Source organism: Paenibacillus sp. FJAT-27812 (assembly GCF_001273905.1).
Lineage (GTDB): Bacteria > Bacillota > Bacilli > Paenibacillales > Paenibacillaceae > Pristimantibacillus.
Genome location: NZ_LIGH01000001.1, coordinates 2,188,075 through 2,203,139 on the forward strand (window position 1 = coordinate 2,188,075; position 15,065 = coordinate 2,203,139).

General features: G+C 47.9%; 14 protein-coding genes. 7 read left to right on the forward strand and 7 right to left on the reverse strand.

The features are described 5' to 3' along the window. The first annotated feature begins 201 nt into the window (after window positions 1-201). The 3 genes from adh to rpoN all read left to right on the forward strand — a co-directional run bounded on the left by adh (window position 202) and on the right by rpoN (window position 3,532). Window positions 202-1,722, forward strand: coding sequence for an aldehyde dehydrogenase (adh, locus tag ADU23_RS09430; protein ID WP_053373502.1), 1,521 nt, complete (start codon window positions 202-204; stop codon window positions 1,720-1,722). Between the two features lie 12 nt (window positions 1,723-1,734). Then, window positions 1,735-2,100 (forward strand): DUF779 domain-containing protein, encoded by a 366-nt coding sequence (locus ADU23_RS09435; RefSeq protein ID WP_053373503.1) that lies wholly within the window; start codon window positions 1,735-1,737, stop codon window positions 2,098-2,100. Between the two features lie 133 nt (window positions 2,101-2,233). Beyond that, window positions 2,234-3,532 carry an RNA polymerase factor sigma-54 gene (gene rpoN, locus ADU23_RS09440; protein ID WP_053373504.1) on the forward strand — a complete coding sequence of 433 codons (1,299 nt, stop codon included), beginning with the start codon at window positions 2,234-2,236 and terminating at the stop codon, window positions 3,530-3,532. Between the two features lie 51 nt (window positions 3,533-3,583). Here the strand turns inward: rpoN and ADU23_RS09445 are convergent, their stop codons facing one another. The 5 genes from ADU23_RS09445 to ADU23_RS09465 form a co-directional block, all read right to left on the reverse strand. Further along, window positions 3,584-4,903 (reverse strand): 6-phospho-beta-glucosidase, encoded by a 1,320-nt coding sequence (locus tag ADU23_RS09445; RefSeq protein ID WP_053373505.1) that lies wholly within the window; start codon window positions 4,901-4,903, stop codon window positions 3,584-3,586. Beyond that, window positions 4,903-5,892 (reverse strand): N-acetylglucosamine kinase, encoded by a 990-nt coding sequence (locus ADU23_RS09450; RefSeq protein ID WP_053373506.1) that lies wholly within the window; start codon window positions 5,890-5,892, stop codon window positions 4,903-4,905. The genes ADU23_RS09445 and ADU23_RS09450 overlap by 1 nt, the downstream gene beginning before the upstream one ends. After that, on the reverse strand, window positions 5,889-6,812 hold the full coding sequence (locus ADU23_RS09455) for a carbohydrate ABC transporter permease (RefSeq protein WP_053373507.1): 924 nt from the start codon (window positions 6,810-6,812) through the stop codon (window positions 5,889-5,891). The genes ADU23_RS09450 and ADU23_RS09455 overlap by 4 nt, the downstream gene beginning before the upstream one ends. Before the next feature lie 21 nt (window positions 6,813-6,833). Continuing rightward, on the reverse strand, window positions 6,834-7,739 hold the full coding sequence (locus tag ADU23_RS09460) for a carbohydrate ABC transporter permease (protein WP_053373508.1): 906 nt from the start codon (window positions 7,737-7,739) through the stop codon (window positions 6,834-6,836). Between the two features lie 67 nt (window positions 7,740-7,806). After that, on the reverse strand, window positions 7,807-9,165 hold the full coding sequence (locus ADU23_RS09465) for an ABC transporter substrate-binding protein (protein WP_053373509.1): 1,359 nt from the start codon (window positions 9,163-9,165) through the stop codon (window positions 7,807-7,809). 542 nt (window positions 9,166-9,707) lie between these two features. Between ADU23_RS09465 and ADU23_RS09470 the strand changes: the two genes are divergently transcribed. From ADU23_RS09470 to ADU23_RS09485, 4 genes are all read left to right on the forward strand, one after another. Next, complete coding sequence (locus tag ADU23_RS09470; protein ID WP_053373510.1) at window positions 9,708-10,424, forward strand: GntR family transcriptional regulator; 717 nt, start codon at window positions 9,708-9,710, stop codon at window positions 10,422-10,424. A gap of 66 nt (window positions 10,425-10,490) precedes the next feature. Further along, entirely contained in the window at window positions 10,491-11,267 is a 777-nt protein-coding gene (locus tag ADU23_RS09475; RefSeq protein WP_053373511.1) for a LytR/AlgR family response regulator transcription factor, read from the forward strand. Between the two features lie 155 nt (window positions 11,268-11,422). Then, complete coding sequence (locus tag ADU23_RS09480) at window positions 11,423-11,749, forward strand: DUF485 domain-containing protein (protein ID WP_053373512.1); 327 nt, start codon at window positions 11,423-11,425, stop codon at window positions 11,747-11,749. Beyond that, window positions 11,746-13,281, forward strand: coding sequence for a solute symporter family protein (locus ADU23_RS09485; protein WP_053373513.1), 1,536 nt, complete (start codon window positions 11,746-11,748; stop codon window positions 13,279-13,281). The genes ADU23_RS09480 and ADU23_RS09485 overlap by 4 nt, the downstream gene beginning before the upstream one ends. A 75-nt stretch (window positions 13,282-13,356) precedes the next feature. Here the strand turns inward: ADU23_RS09485 and ADU23_RS09490 are convergent, their stop codons facing one another. Both ADU23_RS09490 and ADU23_RS09495 read right to left on the reverse strand, forming a co-directional pair. Beyond that, window positions 13,357-13,602, reverse strand: coding sequence for an HPr family phosphocarrier protein (locus tag ADU23_RS09490; protein WP_053373514.1), 246 nt, complete (start codon window positions 13,600-13,602; stop codon window positions 13,357-13,359). A 35-nt stretch (window positions 13,603-13,637) separates the two neighbouring features. Beyond that, window positions 13,638-15,059, reverse strand: a complete 1,422-nt coding sequence (locus ADU23_RS09495; protein ID WP_053373515.1) for an NAD-dependent malic enzyme — start codon at window positions 15,057-15,059, stop codon at window positions 13,638-13,640. Window positions 15,060-15,065: the final 6 nt, after the last annotated feature.

The window sequence follows — 15,065 nt, forward strand, 5'->3', positions numbered from 1 at the left end:
CTAACCCGATCATACCATAGTTGCTTTTATTAATGGAGAGCATGCGGACAGAATGTTCCGAAATGGAACACTTCCGTTGTGCCAATTCGAAACAATGAATATTAAGCGCTTACAGAAAAAGCTGTGATGGCGCTGTTTTGTAAGTTGGCACGATTCTTGCTTATCTATTTCATGTAATCCATTTTAAGGAGGCTGAGCTAGATGATTTATGCACAACCTGGACAAAACGGATCAAAGGTTACATTTAAAAAACGGTATGAAAACTTTATCGGCGGACAGTGGACTGCGCCCGTTCAGGGCCAATACTTCGACAATCCGTCGCCTGTAAATAACCGCGTTTTTTGCGAGGTGCCGCGTTCGACCTCAGAGGATATCGAGCTGGCATTGGACGCAGCGCATGCTGCGAAGGAGGCATGGGGCCGCACGTCGGTTGCGGAGCGCGCCGTTATTTTAAATAAAATTGCCGATCGCATGGAAGCGAATTTAGAGATGCTGGCGGTTGCCGAGACATGGGATAACGGCAAGCCGGTACGGGAGACGCTTGCAGCCGATCTGCCGCTCGCGATCGATCACTTCCGCTATTTTGCAGGAAGCATCCGCGCGCAAGAGGGCTCGCTCAGCCAATTGGATGACAATATGGTCGCTTATCATTTTAATGAGCCGCTGGGCGTCGTCGGTCAGATTATACCTTGGAACTTTCCGCTGCTTATGGCGACATGGAAGCTTGCTCCGGCGCTTGCTGCCGGCAACGCAATCGTTCTGAAGCCCGCGGAGCAGACGCCGGCATCCATCATGGTGCTAATGGAGCTTATCCAAGACCTGCTGCCGCCGGGCGTTCTGAATATCGTTAACGGCTTCGGGCTTGAAGCGGGCAAGCCGCTTGCTTCAAGCAGCCGGATTGCCAAAATCGCCTTTACCGGGGAGACGACGACGGGCCGCTTAATTATGCAGTATGCTTCGCAAAATCTCATCCCTGTTACCTTGGAGCTGGGCGGCAAGTCGCCGAATATTTTCTTTGAGGACGTAACCGCGCGCGATGACGCCTTCTTTAATAAAGCGCTCGAAGGGTTTGCGATGTTTGCGCTCAATCAAGGGGAAGTATGTACTAGCCCGTCGCGCGCACTTATTCAGGAATCGATTTATGATTCGTTTATGGAAAGAGCTTTGAAGCGGGTCGCATCAATTAAGCAGGGGAATCCGCTGGACACGGATACGATGATTGGAGCGCAGGCCTCCACCGAGCAGGTGGAGAAAATAATGAGCTATATCGACATCGGCGCGCAGGAAGGCGCCGAGTGCCTCATTGGCGGCAATCGCGCGGCGATGGAGGGCGACATTGCAGATGGCTACTATATTCAGCCAACCGTGCTGAAAGGCCATAATAACATGAGGATTTTCCAAGAGGAGATCTTTGGCCCTGTTCTCTCCGTTACGACCTTTAAGGATCAGGAGGAAGCGCTGGCGATCGCCAACGATACGCTTTATGGGCTTGGCTCCGGCGTATGGACGCGCGACATGAATACGGCTTACCGAATGGGCCGCGGCATTCAAGCCGGCCGTGTATGGACGAACTGCTACCATGCTTATCCTGCGCATGCGGCGTTCGGGGGCTACAAAACATCGGGTATTGGGCGCGAGAATCACAAAATGATGCTTTCGCATTATCAGCAAACCAAAAACCTGCTTGTCAGCTACAGCCCCGACGCACTTGGCTTCTTCTAAGCGGCTCATTCGATGACGGCGGAAGTAAGCAAGGTTATCGCTACCGATGTCGCGCTTGAGCTCATTGAACGGTTGAAGGGCATGCATGGCCCCGTCATGTTCCATCAATCAGGCGGCTGCTGCGATGGCAGCTCTCCAATGTGTTACGCGCAGGGGGAGTTTCTGATCGGTGACAGCGATGTCCGGCTGGGGGAAATAGGCGATGCCCCTTTCTATATGAGCAAAGCGCAATACGATTATTGGAAAAACACGCAGCTCATCATCGACGTGGTGCCCGGAAGAGGCGGGATGTTCTCGCTGGAGGGTCCGGAAGGGCGGCGTTTTCTGACCCGCTCAAGGCTGTTCACCGAGGAGGAGCGGGCTGCGCTGGGTCTATAAGCGCTTATTCCGCTCATGCAAGCCCTGCTTTCTTCCTCATCGAAGAGAGCAGGGTTTATTTTGCTGTGGCTACGGAAGTGAATTAGCGAATATACTATTTAGTAAGCGTTTGCAAAAATGAGGGGGGACGTATATGGAAATCTCATTGGCTGCTCAACAGCAGCAGAAGTTGCAGCTTACTCCGCAAATGCGGCAGTCTATGGAAATTCTGCATATGTCCGCCTTGGAATTAAACGAGTACATCAAGCAGCAAGCGGTTGATAATCCTTTTATCGAGCTGCAGCCGGCGAAGGAAACACCCTTAAGTCATTATGCAGGAGGCGCTCAACCAGACTGGTGGCAAAATGTCGACCTTTCTGGCGATGCGACCTTAGAATCGGTATTGCTTGAACAGCTAGCTTGCATGAAGCTTGACCGGACGGCTCTTTCTTTATGCAGCTGGATCATCGGAAATTTGGATGACAAGGGTTATCTTCTGCACAGCAAAGAAGAGCTTTCGGCAATGAAAGGCATTCCTTTAGCACAGGTATGTGACGCTGTGAGCCTAATTCAGAGCCTAGAGCCATATGGCGTGGGGGCATCAACATTAGCAGAGTGCCTGGTCCTCCAATTGCGGCAGCAGCAGGAGAGCAGCCTTTTGGTATACAGCCTTGTCCAGCATGACCTCGTCAGCATCGGGCAAGGAAAGCTGAAGCAGCTAGCGGATAAATACGAAACAGAACTAGCGGACATTAAAGCAGCAATAACGGTCATAAGCACGCTTAATCCGAAGCCGGGAGCCTTGTACAGCAGAGAAAAGCCCCAGTATATCATGCCTGATCTTGCGCTTAGGCAGCTGGAAGGGAAATACGAGGTGATTCTTGAACGATCCTCTCTTCCGACCATCACTTTAAATCATTCTTACCTTAGCATGCTGGAGCAAAATCCTTCAAAGGACGTTCACCGCTATTTGACCGGGCACTGGCAGGCAGCGAAAGGGCTTACCGACAGCATCGAACGAAGAAAGGCGACGCTGCTAAGAGCCGCCGGCGTTATGTTTGAAATGCAGGCGGAGTTCTGCAGGAATGGCATCCTTCATATTCGGCCTATGACGATGAAGCAAGTTGCCGAAGCGCTGCGCATCCATGAATCGACGGTCAGCCGTGCCATAAGCCATAAGTATATTCGAACGCCGTGGGGATTGTACGAGCTTAAATATTTTTTTGCCTCTTCTATTCATCATGCGGATGGATCGATGGTCTCAGCTATTTATATGAAGGAGCGAATCCGTGCGCTTATCGCTGCGGAGAAGCGGGAGTCGCCCTTATCGGATCAACGGATCGTTGCGCTTCTTGCAGGCGAGGGGCTGCTGATCTCGCGTCGAACGGTAACCAAATATAGAGAGCAAATGAACATCATGACCTCTGCTTGGAGGAAAAGATCACTTAAGTAAAGGGCGCACGCTCTTGTCATGTGATTCGACAGGAGCCTGCGCCCTTTCTTATTATGATCTGTTGAATTGGGGCAAAAACGCACGGTTTTGTTCTAGGATATCATCAAGCATAGGCTTTGCAAGATCGACTGACCCAACGAGCGGATGGATAGTCAGTGCTTGCAGAGCAGCATTATAGTCGCCTTTAACAGCTGCCTCGATGGCAAGCTCCTCATACGCTTTTACAATTTGCAGAAGGCCGCGTATTTTTGGGTTCATTGGTGTGGTAAGCTGAATCGGTTTTGCGCCTTCGGAGCCAATGACGCAGTTTACCTCAATGGATGCATCATCTGGGAGGCTTGGAATCGTACCGTTGTTTCTTACATTTACAATCTGGCAATCTTTCTTATTGTTGTAGATAGAAGATATCAAATTAAGAGCGGCTTCCGAATAATATGCGCCGCCGCGCAGCTCCAATTGTTTGGGCTTAACGGCAAGGTTCGGATCTTTGTACAGCTCGAACAGCTCGGTTTCTACCTGCTTCACAATCTCCGCGCGAGTTCCTTTGGTTTGGACTTCCTCAAGCTGCTTCTTCAGCATTTGTTCTTTCATATAGAAGTAGCGGTGATAGCCGCAAGGCAGCGCACCCAGCGATTGGATAAACTCAGGGCTCCACGAGAAGCCGGGAATATTTTGCATCGTAAACTTGGAATCGCCGGAAGCTTGGAACAAAATTTCAGCCGTTCTGTCCACGCCGTCTACTAAAATTTTGGTCGTCCAGTTCAGATGGTTAATGCCGACCATTTCAATATCGATGCTGGATACATCTACACCCATTAGATTAGCGATTTGCATTTTCGTTTCAATTGGAAGATTGCAAAGTCCCATTGTACGGACCTTGGAGTACTTCAACACCGCCTCTGTTACCATGCCGGCTGGATTGGTGAAGTTGACCAGTAGCGCGTTAGGCGCAAGCTCCTCGATGTCTTTGCAGATGTCCAGAATAACAGGAATGGTCCGCAGCCCTTTGGCGAAGCCGCCAGCGCCGGTCGTTTCCTGGCCGATGCAATTGTATTTAAGCGGAATCCGCTCATCACGGCCGCGTGCCTCCAGCAGCCCTACCCGCATTTGAGTCGTTACGAAGTCGGCATCACGGATGGCCTCGCGTCTATCAAACGTGAGATGAAGGTTAATAGGGACGTTCGCTTTCTCCAGCATGCGTTTTGCTAGACTGCCTACGATTTCGAGCTTCTCCCGTCCTGCTTCAATATCGACCAAATACAAATCCTTAACCGGCAATTCATGATAACGTTTGATAAAGCCCTCGATCAGCTCCGGCGTATACGAAGATCCTCCGCCAATTACCGCTATTTTCAAATGTGGTTCTCTCATCATTCATATCCTCCGTTTGCGTTGAATTTCTGTATCGTTTCTTCTGTGGCTGGAATCTCTAAATGATCCATTGCCAGTAATATCGCGCCATATACCGGTGCGAGCTCAGGAATGATTAATTCTACGTTTGGATTCTCAAGCTCTAGCACTCTACGTAATTCATTTAGAAGATAAGGGCTGCGTCCCTTCTGTAGGACGCTTCCGACGAGCACGATAGGAACCGTTATTCCTTTAAACCCGCCGAGCCTGCGAATAACCGTATTTGCCGTTATACCTAGCTCATTTCCTGCTTCCTTCAGCAGGCGGATAGCGAGCGCATCTCCTTCGCGGGCGGCTTCATGCAATGAGATGGTCAATTTGCCTTCGCGAATATATTGGATTTCCCGATCGAGAAAGTCATTAATGAGCGCTCCCATTGTAGGGAAGCCGAAATATTGCAGCAGCTTCTCTGGCAGAACCGAAGGGATTTCACGGCCCTCCCAGGACCTGACTGCCGCGCGGAACATCGTCGTTGCCATATAATTTGCTCCGAGATTATCCCCATACAAATAACCGATCCCGCCTACTTGCACCGTTTCGCCGGCTTCATTTCTTCCGGCGGCATTAGAGCCGGTGCCGCAAATGAGCACAACGCCGATATTGCTGGGGCTCCCCGTCCGAAGTCCTTCAAACGTGTCGGATACGATGTTCCAGCGTGCGAATGGAATATGGGATAAAGCAGGCCGGACAATCTGGTAATCTTGCTCTCGGTCGAGTCCAGCCAGTCCGTACTGCGCAAAAGCAATATCGGCATGCGATAACCCGGCTGCTTGCAGCGCCTGATCGATCGAATCGTTAATATTTGCTAAAGCTTTGTCTATGCCTATGGTTTGATGGTTGCTTGGTCCGGCTACTCCGCTGCTGATTTTATCGCCATTTGCATCAACGATAACGGCATAGGTTTTAGAGCCTCCGCCATCGATGCCAATAATGTAGCTGTTGATCGTCATTCTTTTACCCCGCCAGCCATGACTCCGCCAATAATGTATTTATACAGGAAGAGTGAGATAATAACCGGTGGCAGCGAAGCAAGGAAACCGCCGGCAGTCATGGAGCCCCAGTCGATGCTGTGCTTGCCTACAAACTCGGCTACCATGATAGGCAGCGTTTTGGAAGCGTACGTTTGGGTGAACGCATTCGCAAACAGAAATTCATCCCATGCATTCAAGAAGGCAAAAATAGCGGTAGCTGCTATGCCGGGCATGGATAATGGCAAAATAATGCGGAACATCGTTCTAAAACGGTTGCATCCGTCCACGTACGAAGCTTCTTCCAGCTCCTTCGGTATCGTTTGGAAATACCCGGCAAGAAGCCATACGACATATGGCAAGCTGAATGATGTATACGAGAAAATCAAAGCCCATACCGAATCGAGCAGTGGCGGCGTCTGGAACAAGACGATTCCTGTAAACGGAATATCGAGCGTGATCCCGTCTCTAATCAGGATGTATAAAGGTGTAATAATGCTAATCGAAGGCATGATTTGCACGGCGAGTACAACAAACAATCCCGTTTTGCGAAAAGGGAATTTAATACGGGAAAATGCGTACGCCGCAAAGACACCTACAAATATCGAGATTAAAGTGACCAGTACCGACACGACGATGCTGTTCTTTAACGCGCTGAGGAACATGACAGCATTGCTGCCTGTAAGCAGGCCGATATAGTTTTTGAGTGTTGGCGAGTGTGGAATAAGATGACCGTTAATCAGTTCGACTTCCAGAGATAACGATGATAAGAACAGGTAAAGAAAAGGAACTAAGGTAAATATAGCGAGCAAAATGACGCCTACCCACAAATAAAAGGGCGGAAATAAATCGGTGCTGGCCGCTTTGAACATCTGATTCCATTTATTTTTTTTCGAGTGCATGTTTTCACCTCCGCGAAGTTGTTATTCTTTTTTGTTAAGCAGACGCATATAGAGGATAGCCAGTAACAGTATGACGATTGCTGTCATCCACGCCATGGCAGATGCCTTCCCGAGAAAGAAATAGCGAAACGCATTGTTAAAGGTTAAATAAGAGACGGATGTTGTCGCGTCTCCGGTGAAGACGGTCAGCACATCGTACACTTTGAAAGCGCCCATCGTCCGCAGGACAAGTGCCATCATAATAGAAGGAGCGAGCTGCGGGAGGGTGATATGAAATATTTTTTTCCAAAAGTTAGCGCCATCGAGCATGGAAGCTTCATAGAGATCGGAAGAGATCGCCTGTAAACCTGCAAGCAGGATAATGGTTATGAAAGGTGTCATCTTCCAAGCATCCGCAAGGACAACGAAATAAACCAAATGACTTGGATCTGCGAGCCATACCGGATTTACATCAGGGGCAAGCAAATGCAATTTGTGCAATAGGACCGTTAAAGCGCCATACCCAGGGTTCAAGATCCACTGCCAAGTTAGACCGTTAACGAGCGTAAGCAGTGCCCAAGGAATAATGATGATTGCTCTAAAAAACGATCTTCCCTTAAAAGTTTGGTTCAGCAGCAGCGCGCTGACGAAGCCGAAAAACAGCTCTAATGAAACGGATAATACGGTGAAAACTAGCGTGCGGTTCATCGAAATTTGGAAGTCTGCGCTTTTGAGAACGTCCAAATAGTTTTTAAATCCAACATAATACGAAGTAGAGCCATCCATCAGATTGTAATGATAGAAGCTCCAAATGATCGTGTCGTACACCGGTACAACGAATGTTTTTATTAGTAAATAAGCAGTGGGCAAAATGAATAAAAGCGCCAATAGCATATTTTTGCGGTCATGGTTTAATAGTCGTCTTTTGCTGCCGATGGATTTATTCATAGGTCCTCCCTCTAAAGAACACTGCGGTTAGCTCTCGCTCCGAGAGCTAACCGTCGAATTCCGTTTATCATTTTGTAGATTCTGCAATGGCTTTCTCAATTTTCTCCGAAGCGTCGTTTAAAGCTTCTTCCGGTGTTTTTTGACCGAGCAGCGCTTGATGCAGATCGGCAGATAAAATATCGGACCAGTGAACATATCCTGGCGCATTCGGACGGTCATGTCCGTAGTTGTACTGCTCGGAAATCTTCTTGATGGTGTTTGTTTTATCCGCTGCTAGAAGCTCTGGATCGGTGTACAGGCTTTGAAGAACCGGATATTGGCCTTCGATGACATACTCGTCCAGTTGATATTCTCTTTCTCCAATCCACTTCAAGAAAGCAAGAGCCGCTTGTTTGTGCTTGCTGCTCTTCATCAAAGCTAGACCTTCCGAACCCGTAACCGCGGAGGAAACGACATCCCCTTGGCCAGGCATTAGACCAACATCCGTTTTGTCGACTACATTGGATTTGGCTGGATCGTTCAAATCCGGGTAGCGGCCTTCCCACGAGCTGATCATAGCCAGTTTGCCGGCAGAGAATGCGCGCGTTACATCTTCCTCTGACCATTGCAAGCTAGCAGGGTCAACGGTTTTGTCGGTATTAAGAATTTCGACCATGTATTTAAGGGCATCTAGAGCACCGCCCTTGTTAAAGGAAGGCTTGCCGTTTTCGTCGAAAAATTTGCCGCCAAAAGCATAGGTCAAGCTGACGTAATCCGTAATTAGCGCTTCGGATTGCTTCCAAGACCAGCCGGATGCATAAATGCCGTTACCGGTAAGTTTTTTCGAAGCTTCACGGAATTCATCCCAAGTTTTTGGAGCTTGCGTAATGCCGGCTTTAGCCAAAAGCTCTTTGTTCCAGTAGAAATGCTTCGTTCCGGAATACCAAGGAATCGCAGCAAGACGGCCGTTATAGGTTACTGAGCTTAAGGATGATGGCGTAAATTGGCTTTTGACATCTTGAGGAATGATATCTGTTAAGTCCTCTGCCAAGTTGCCTTCAAGAAATTGGCCTGCCCAGATGGTGTCCATCTCCACGACATCGAGATCGGCGGAGTTCGACAATGCGGATACGGTAATTTTGGAATATAAGGAGTTGTAATCAACACCCATAATGTTTACTTTGATGCCCGTCTTCTCTGTAAATTTCTTCACCATATCGACGCGCGGGCTTTCTGCGCCTTTAGATACAGCCCATAGCACGTTAATTTCTTGGCCCTTCAAAGAAGGGTCGCTAGTTTTGCTCCAATCCAACTTGTCCGAAGCTTGCGCTTCACCGCCATTATTTTTGTTATTGTTTTGAGCGGGCGCTCCGGGTGCGCCGCTGCAACCAGCAAGCAGTACCAAACATAGTGTAGCAACCATCAACGCTTTCCATTTCTTCTTCATACGTACACCTCCGAAAGTTAGGATTCCCCTAGATAGATAAAAAATGAAGAAAAGATCAAAATTAGGCTACAACTGCGCGTATCCCCCCTCTCAATGTAATACGAATTTCATTAATTCATTTTGTTGTTATAACAAATTTGAAGTGCATCCATTACATTTCCTTTATTCTCCATGGAATTTGTTTCTCTCTGATCGGTTATTCCAATATGAATTTCTGTAATTCATATTGTTATAGTAACAAATTCAGATACAACTTCACGAATGTTTGCCGCTTTCATAAACCGAGTATAGTATGATTCAAAAAATGTGTCAACTATCATAACATTTATAAATTTTAGTAGATAATGAAAACGGTGTCTTTTTTAATTTATTATGAATTGTCATATTACTTAACATGAATAACTGAATTTTTTAAAGTTGCACAAAAAAACGGTGCTCATTTCCATGGAAAAGGCGCATTCTATAAGGCTTATATTGTTGTTATAACAAATTACGTGTTATGATGATAGATGTAATTTCATATTCGGAGGTTAATGTAAAACATGAAAAAGGATGGCATTGCACTTTATTATACAGTTAAAGAAAAGCTGCTTGATATGATCGATGAGGGAAAGTACACGCCGGGGGAGCAGTTTCCGACAGAATCGGATTTATGCGAGAAGTTTGGCGTAAGCCGCACGACGATCAGACAAGCGCTAAGCCAGCTTAAGCTGGAAGGCCATATTTATCAAATTCAAGGGAAGGGAACCTTTGTTTCTTTGCCTAAAATAGAACAATCCGTCGCCCCTTACCGCAGCTTTAATGAGCATTTAAAGGGACGCGGCCAACAGATAGATACCAAAGTAGTTGACCTCACCGTAGTTTCTGCGGACAAGCGGTTAATAAAAAAGTTGGATATCGCGGAGAATGATCCGGTGTTCAGGCTAGAGAGAATCCGTTATGCAGACGGGCTGCCCTTATTATTTTCCATTACCTATATTCCTTGGAAGGTCACACCGGGGCTCACTAAAGAAGAGTGTTCAGGCTCGCTATACGCCCTGATGAGAGAAAAATTTTCTATTCAATTATCCCATTGCGTGGAGTCGATTGAGCCCATCTTAATCGACGAAGCGATCGGTAAACATTTAAGCGCTCCCATTGGAGCGCCAAGCCTTCTGCTAAATACGGTTACTTATTCAACGGGCAATATACCAGTCGAATATTCCCATGAAATTTTTAGAGGAGATCGGGCTAAATTTACGTTCGAGCGCAAACTATAATAGTTATCTGCTGCACGTTTTTTCGAATGTATCATTAGATCACAAGGAGAACAGGGGAGGTGCGGCATGAAACTTCGGGTCCTGATAGCGGCAGATGAGCATTTGGCTAGGGAAAAGCTCATAGACCTGCTGTCCAAGGAGCTGGATATCGAGCTGCTTCCACCTGCATCAACCGGTATGGAGACGGTTAAGCTCGTGCGGGATTTTAAGCCGGATGCCCTGTTTCTCGACGTCGAAATGTCCGGGATAAACGGCTTTCAAACGGCACGCCTGCTTCATGATTTGGATTTCTATCCGTTCCTCGTGTTTACGTCAGCATGTGATCAACATGCGCTAGAGGCTTTCGAGGTCGGAGCGGTTGATTATCTGCTTAAGCCTTACGGGGAAGATCGATTGCGGCAGACAATATCCAGAATCCGCGAGAGAAAGCCGGGTACGAACGTACAAGCGGAGAACGATTGTGTGATAGATGCATCCGTTCAAGCGAAAGGGAGAGAGCGTTTTATCCATAGCCGGCTCCTCGTTGATGCCCATGACCGAATCACCGTGCTTGATGTCGAGACCATCGTCTATGCGGTGAAAGAGGAAAAATTTACCCGCATCTATACGACGGGCGGCAAGTCCTATACCTCCAAGCAAACGCTGCATGAACTGGCCTATCGTCTTGGTCCCGCTTTTTTCAGGCCGCATCGCAGCTATTTGGTGAACCTGAATTTCATTATGGAGATCGAGCCTTGGTTTAATGGTGCCTACAACGCGGTGCTCAAGTTTCATGAGCAGATCAAAATTCCTGTATCCCGAAATGAAATTAAAGATATGCTTCAGTTATTGCAAGGTCATTGACATCATCAAGGAGAAACAGTCCGTTCAGGACTGTTTTTTTGTATTTAGGGCGTGGATTTCGACATTTCACGCCAATTTTTCATGCAAATAAAAGAGTCGCGCTATAATTTAAGTGCTTACAAAAACAGATTTACCTAAAATAGGGAGGGAATACATTGGACAAGGGCAAACAAAATTACAGCGACATCGCCCGATCTGAGCTATTCGTCAAGCTGATGGCTAAGAAAAAAAGATTTATTTTGCCAATCACCGTTTTTTTTCTCGCATTTTATTTTACCCTTCCCATCTTAACGTCTTATTTTGAAGTGCTGAATAAGCCTGCAGTTGGCTCGATTTCTTGGGCATGGGTGTTTGCGTTTGCCCAGTTTATTATGACTTGGGTCTTATGCTCTCTCTATAGCAGGAAGTCTGTTGAGTTTGACAAAATATGCGACCAAATCAAGAGTGAAGTCCACCAAGACGGAAAGGCGGCTGACCTATGAATACGGCATTCCTGTTGTTTCTAGTCATCGTGCTTGGTACGCTCGTTATCACCTATTTCGCATCCAAAAAAACGAAAACAGCAAGCGAGTTTTATACGGCTGGAGGCGGTTTGACCGGCTGGCAAAATGGACTGGCGATTGCCGGAGACTACATGTCCGCAGCATCCTTTCTAGGCATTGCCGGGATGGTCGCGCTGTTCGGATTTGACGGTTTTTTCTATAGCATCGGGTTTCTCGTTGCTTATTTGGTCGTTCTGTATCTCGTAGCCGAGCCGCTGCGGAATTTGGGCAAATATACGATGGCAGACATGATTGCGGAGCGGTTCAATAACAAGAAGATTCGCGGGGTGGCGGCATTAAATTCGATTGTCATTTCCATCTTCTATATGATTGCTCAGTTGGTTGGCGCAGGCGCGCTTATTAAGCTTTTGATTCCGGGGCTTAGCTATACCGCGGCCGTGCTTATCGTTGGCGTGCTCATGACGATCTATGTCGTCTTTGGCGGCATGACGGCAACCAGCTGGGTGCAGATTATTAAATGCGTGCTTCTCGTAGGCGGTACGTTTATTATTTCCATGATCGTTTTTGCCAAATTCGATTTTAATATCGGCCATATGTTCAATGAGATGCGCACCTCGACGCCGCTCAAGGAAGCTTTCTTGAACCCGGGCAATAAATTCAAAAATAGCTTGGATACGATTTCGCTCAATATCGCGCTTGTTCTGGGAACTGCGGGATTGCCCCATATTTTAATTCGTTTTTTCACGGTAAAAGACGCGCCAACGGCAAGGAAATCCGTTGTCGTTGCGACTTGGATTATCGGCTTGTTCTACGTGATGACGCTGTTTCTCGGGTTTGGCGCGGCGGCATTCGTAGGCGAGGCTGCTATTGTGGAGGTGAATGCCGCGGGCAACATGGCTGCTCCGCTGCTAGCCAAAGCATTAGGCGGCGAGTTCCTGTTTGCGTTTATTTCAGCGGTTGCTTTCGCCACCATTCTGGCTGTCGTTGCCGGCCTCGTTCTCTCGGCGGCATCCGCGTTTGCACATGACTTCTACAGCCATATTATTAAAAAAGGAAATGTGAAGGAGAAGGATCAAGTCCGCATGGCAAGATTAGCTTCCATCGGCGTTGCGATCCTTTCTATCCTTTTAGCTTTGACTGCACAGAAGATGAATGTGGCGTTCCTTGTGGCATTGGCGTTTGCAGTAGCTGCGAGCGCGAACCTGCCGGTACTGATATTCACCGTCTTCTGGAGAAGATTTAATACGGCTGGTGCGATTACGGGCATGTTGACCGGATTGTTTAGCGCCATTATTTTGGTGGCGATCAGCCCGAATGTATGGAATCCTGTAGCTGGTAAAGCGATTTTAGTCGGCGATCCGCTAATCGATCTGACGAATCCAGGCATTATCTCGATTCCGCTCGGTTTTCTGGGCGCGATCATTGGAACGTTAGTGTCCGCCAAGCGGGAGGATGCTAAGTATGATGAGATTTTAGTGAAAGCGAATACGGGCATTCGAGAGCTGTCTTAACCGAACGGGTCAAACAAAATAGCGGCGCTTCTCTCCTGATGGGTAGAAGCGCCGCTGTTTTGTTTGACCAACCTCTTATTCGTTAACCTCGACATCAAGATGATGTTTCTTGAAGGCTTCAACCATGGCAAGCTTGGCCTCTTCCTCGTCTGGGCCATGAATTTCCAGCTTGTATTTTTGATTGAGATACAAGGTGAAGCTTAGGCCTAGAATGCTTTTGACATCAATGAATTTCTTTTCGCTGACGCAGAGCACGATGCTGGATTTATAGCCGGCCGCAATTTGATTAATATAGACGATTGCACGAATGCCAGAGCTCATAGGATAACCTCCGTTCATACTTTATAATCTGCGGATCATCTATACTCACGCGGTATTCTTCGCGCAACGCCGGTCTTAATGGCAGCTTGAATGACGAGGTCGCGGATCGCCTTTACGACATTTTGGTTAAAGACGCTCGGTATAATATAGTGGCGGCTTCTTTCTTCATCCGTTATCGCGGAGGCAATCGCCTCAGCGGCAGCAAGCTTCATCTCCTCGTTGATCGTAGTCGCTCTGCAATCCAAAGCGCCGCGGAAGATGCCGGGGAAACAAAGCACATTATTAATCTGGTTCGGGTAATCGGAGCGGCCGGTGGCAATGACTGCGACGATATCCTCGACCTGGTCAGGCCTAATCTCCGGCGTTGGATTTGCCATTGCAAATACGATAGGATTGTCCGCCATCGACATTACTTCCTCCCGGCTAAGCAGTCCGCCCGAGGAAAGGCCTATGAAGACGTCAGCTCCGTAAATCACATCTTGCAAAGAGCCTTGCACCCGATTAGGGTTTGTATGCTCGGCGTACCACTGCCACATTTTGTTGTCGTAGTCGGTTCCCGACACGATAGCACCCTGACGATCAACCCCAATAATGTCTTTGACACCTGCCGATAATAAAATTTTGCTGCAGGCAATTCCTGCTGCGCCGATTCCGCATACGACGACCTTAATCTCATGGATGGATTTATTCACGATTTTTAAGGCGTTGATAAGAGCGGCGTAGAGCACGACTGCCGTGCCATGCTGATCATCGTGGAAGACAGGGATGTCCAATTCTTCGCGCAGCCTATGCTCGATCTCAAAGCATCTAGGCGATGAGATGTCTTCGAGGTTAATGCCGCCGAAGCCTGGAGCGATAGCTTTAATAATCGCGATAATTTGCTCGGTATTCTGTGTATCCAAGCAGATAGGGAAGGAATCGACGTCTGCCAGCTGCTTGAACAGCATCGATTTGCCCTCCATTACCGGCATGGCGGCATAGGGACCTATATTGCCAAGCCCCAAGACGGCGCTGCCATCCGATATGACGGCAACGGTGTTTCTTTTGATCGTCAGCGTAAACGCTTTTCTAGGCTCGTCATGAATGGCCATGCACACGCGCGCTACATCTGGCGTGTATACCCGAGATAAATCGTCACGGTTCTGAATCGGCGTCTTCAGCTTGGTTTCGATCTTGCCGCCAAGATGGAGCAGAAATGTTCGATCGGAGAGATTGACCAGCCGCACTCCGCTCATATCTTTAATACGGTCTGTAATAATATCGATGTCGACCGTGTCGGTTACGGCTATCGTAATATCACGGACGGAGACCGTTTGGCTGGTCTGAATGACGTCGATGGCCACGATATCTCCGCCGGCTTCGAATATGGACGATGCGACTTGACCGAAATGCACCTCACTCGTGTTCATTTCGAGTCTTACGATAATGCTTTTCCCTCCGTGCCTGTTGTGATCCATGGCAGC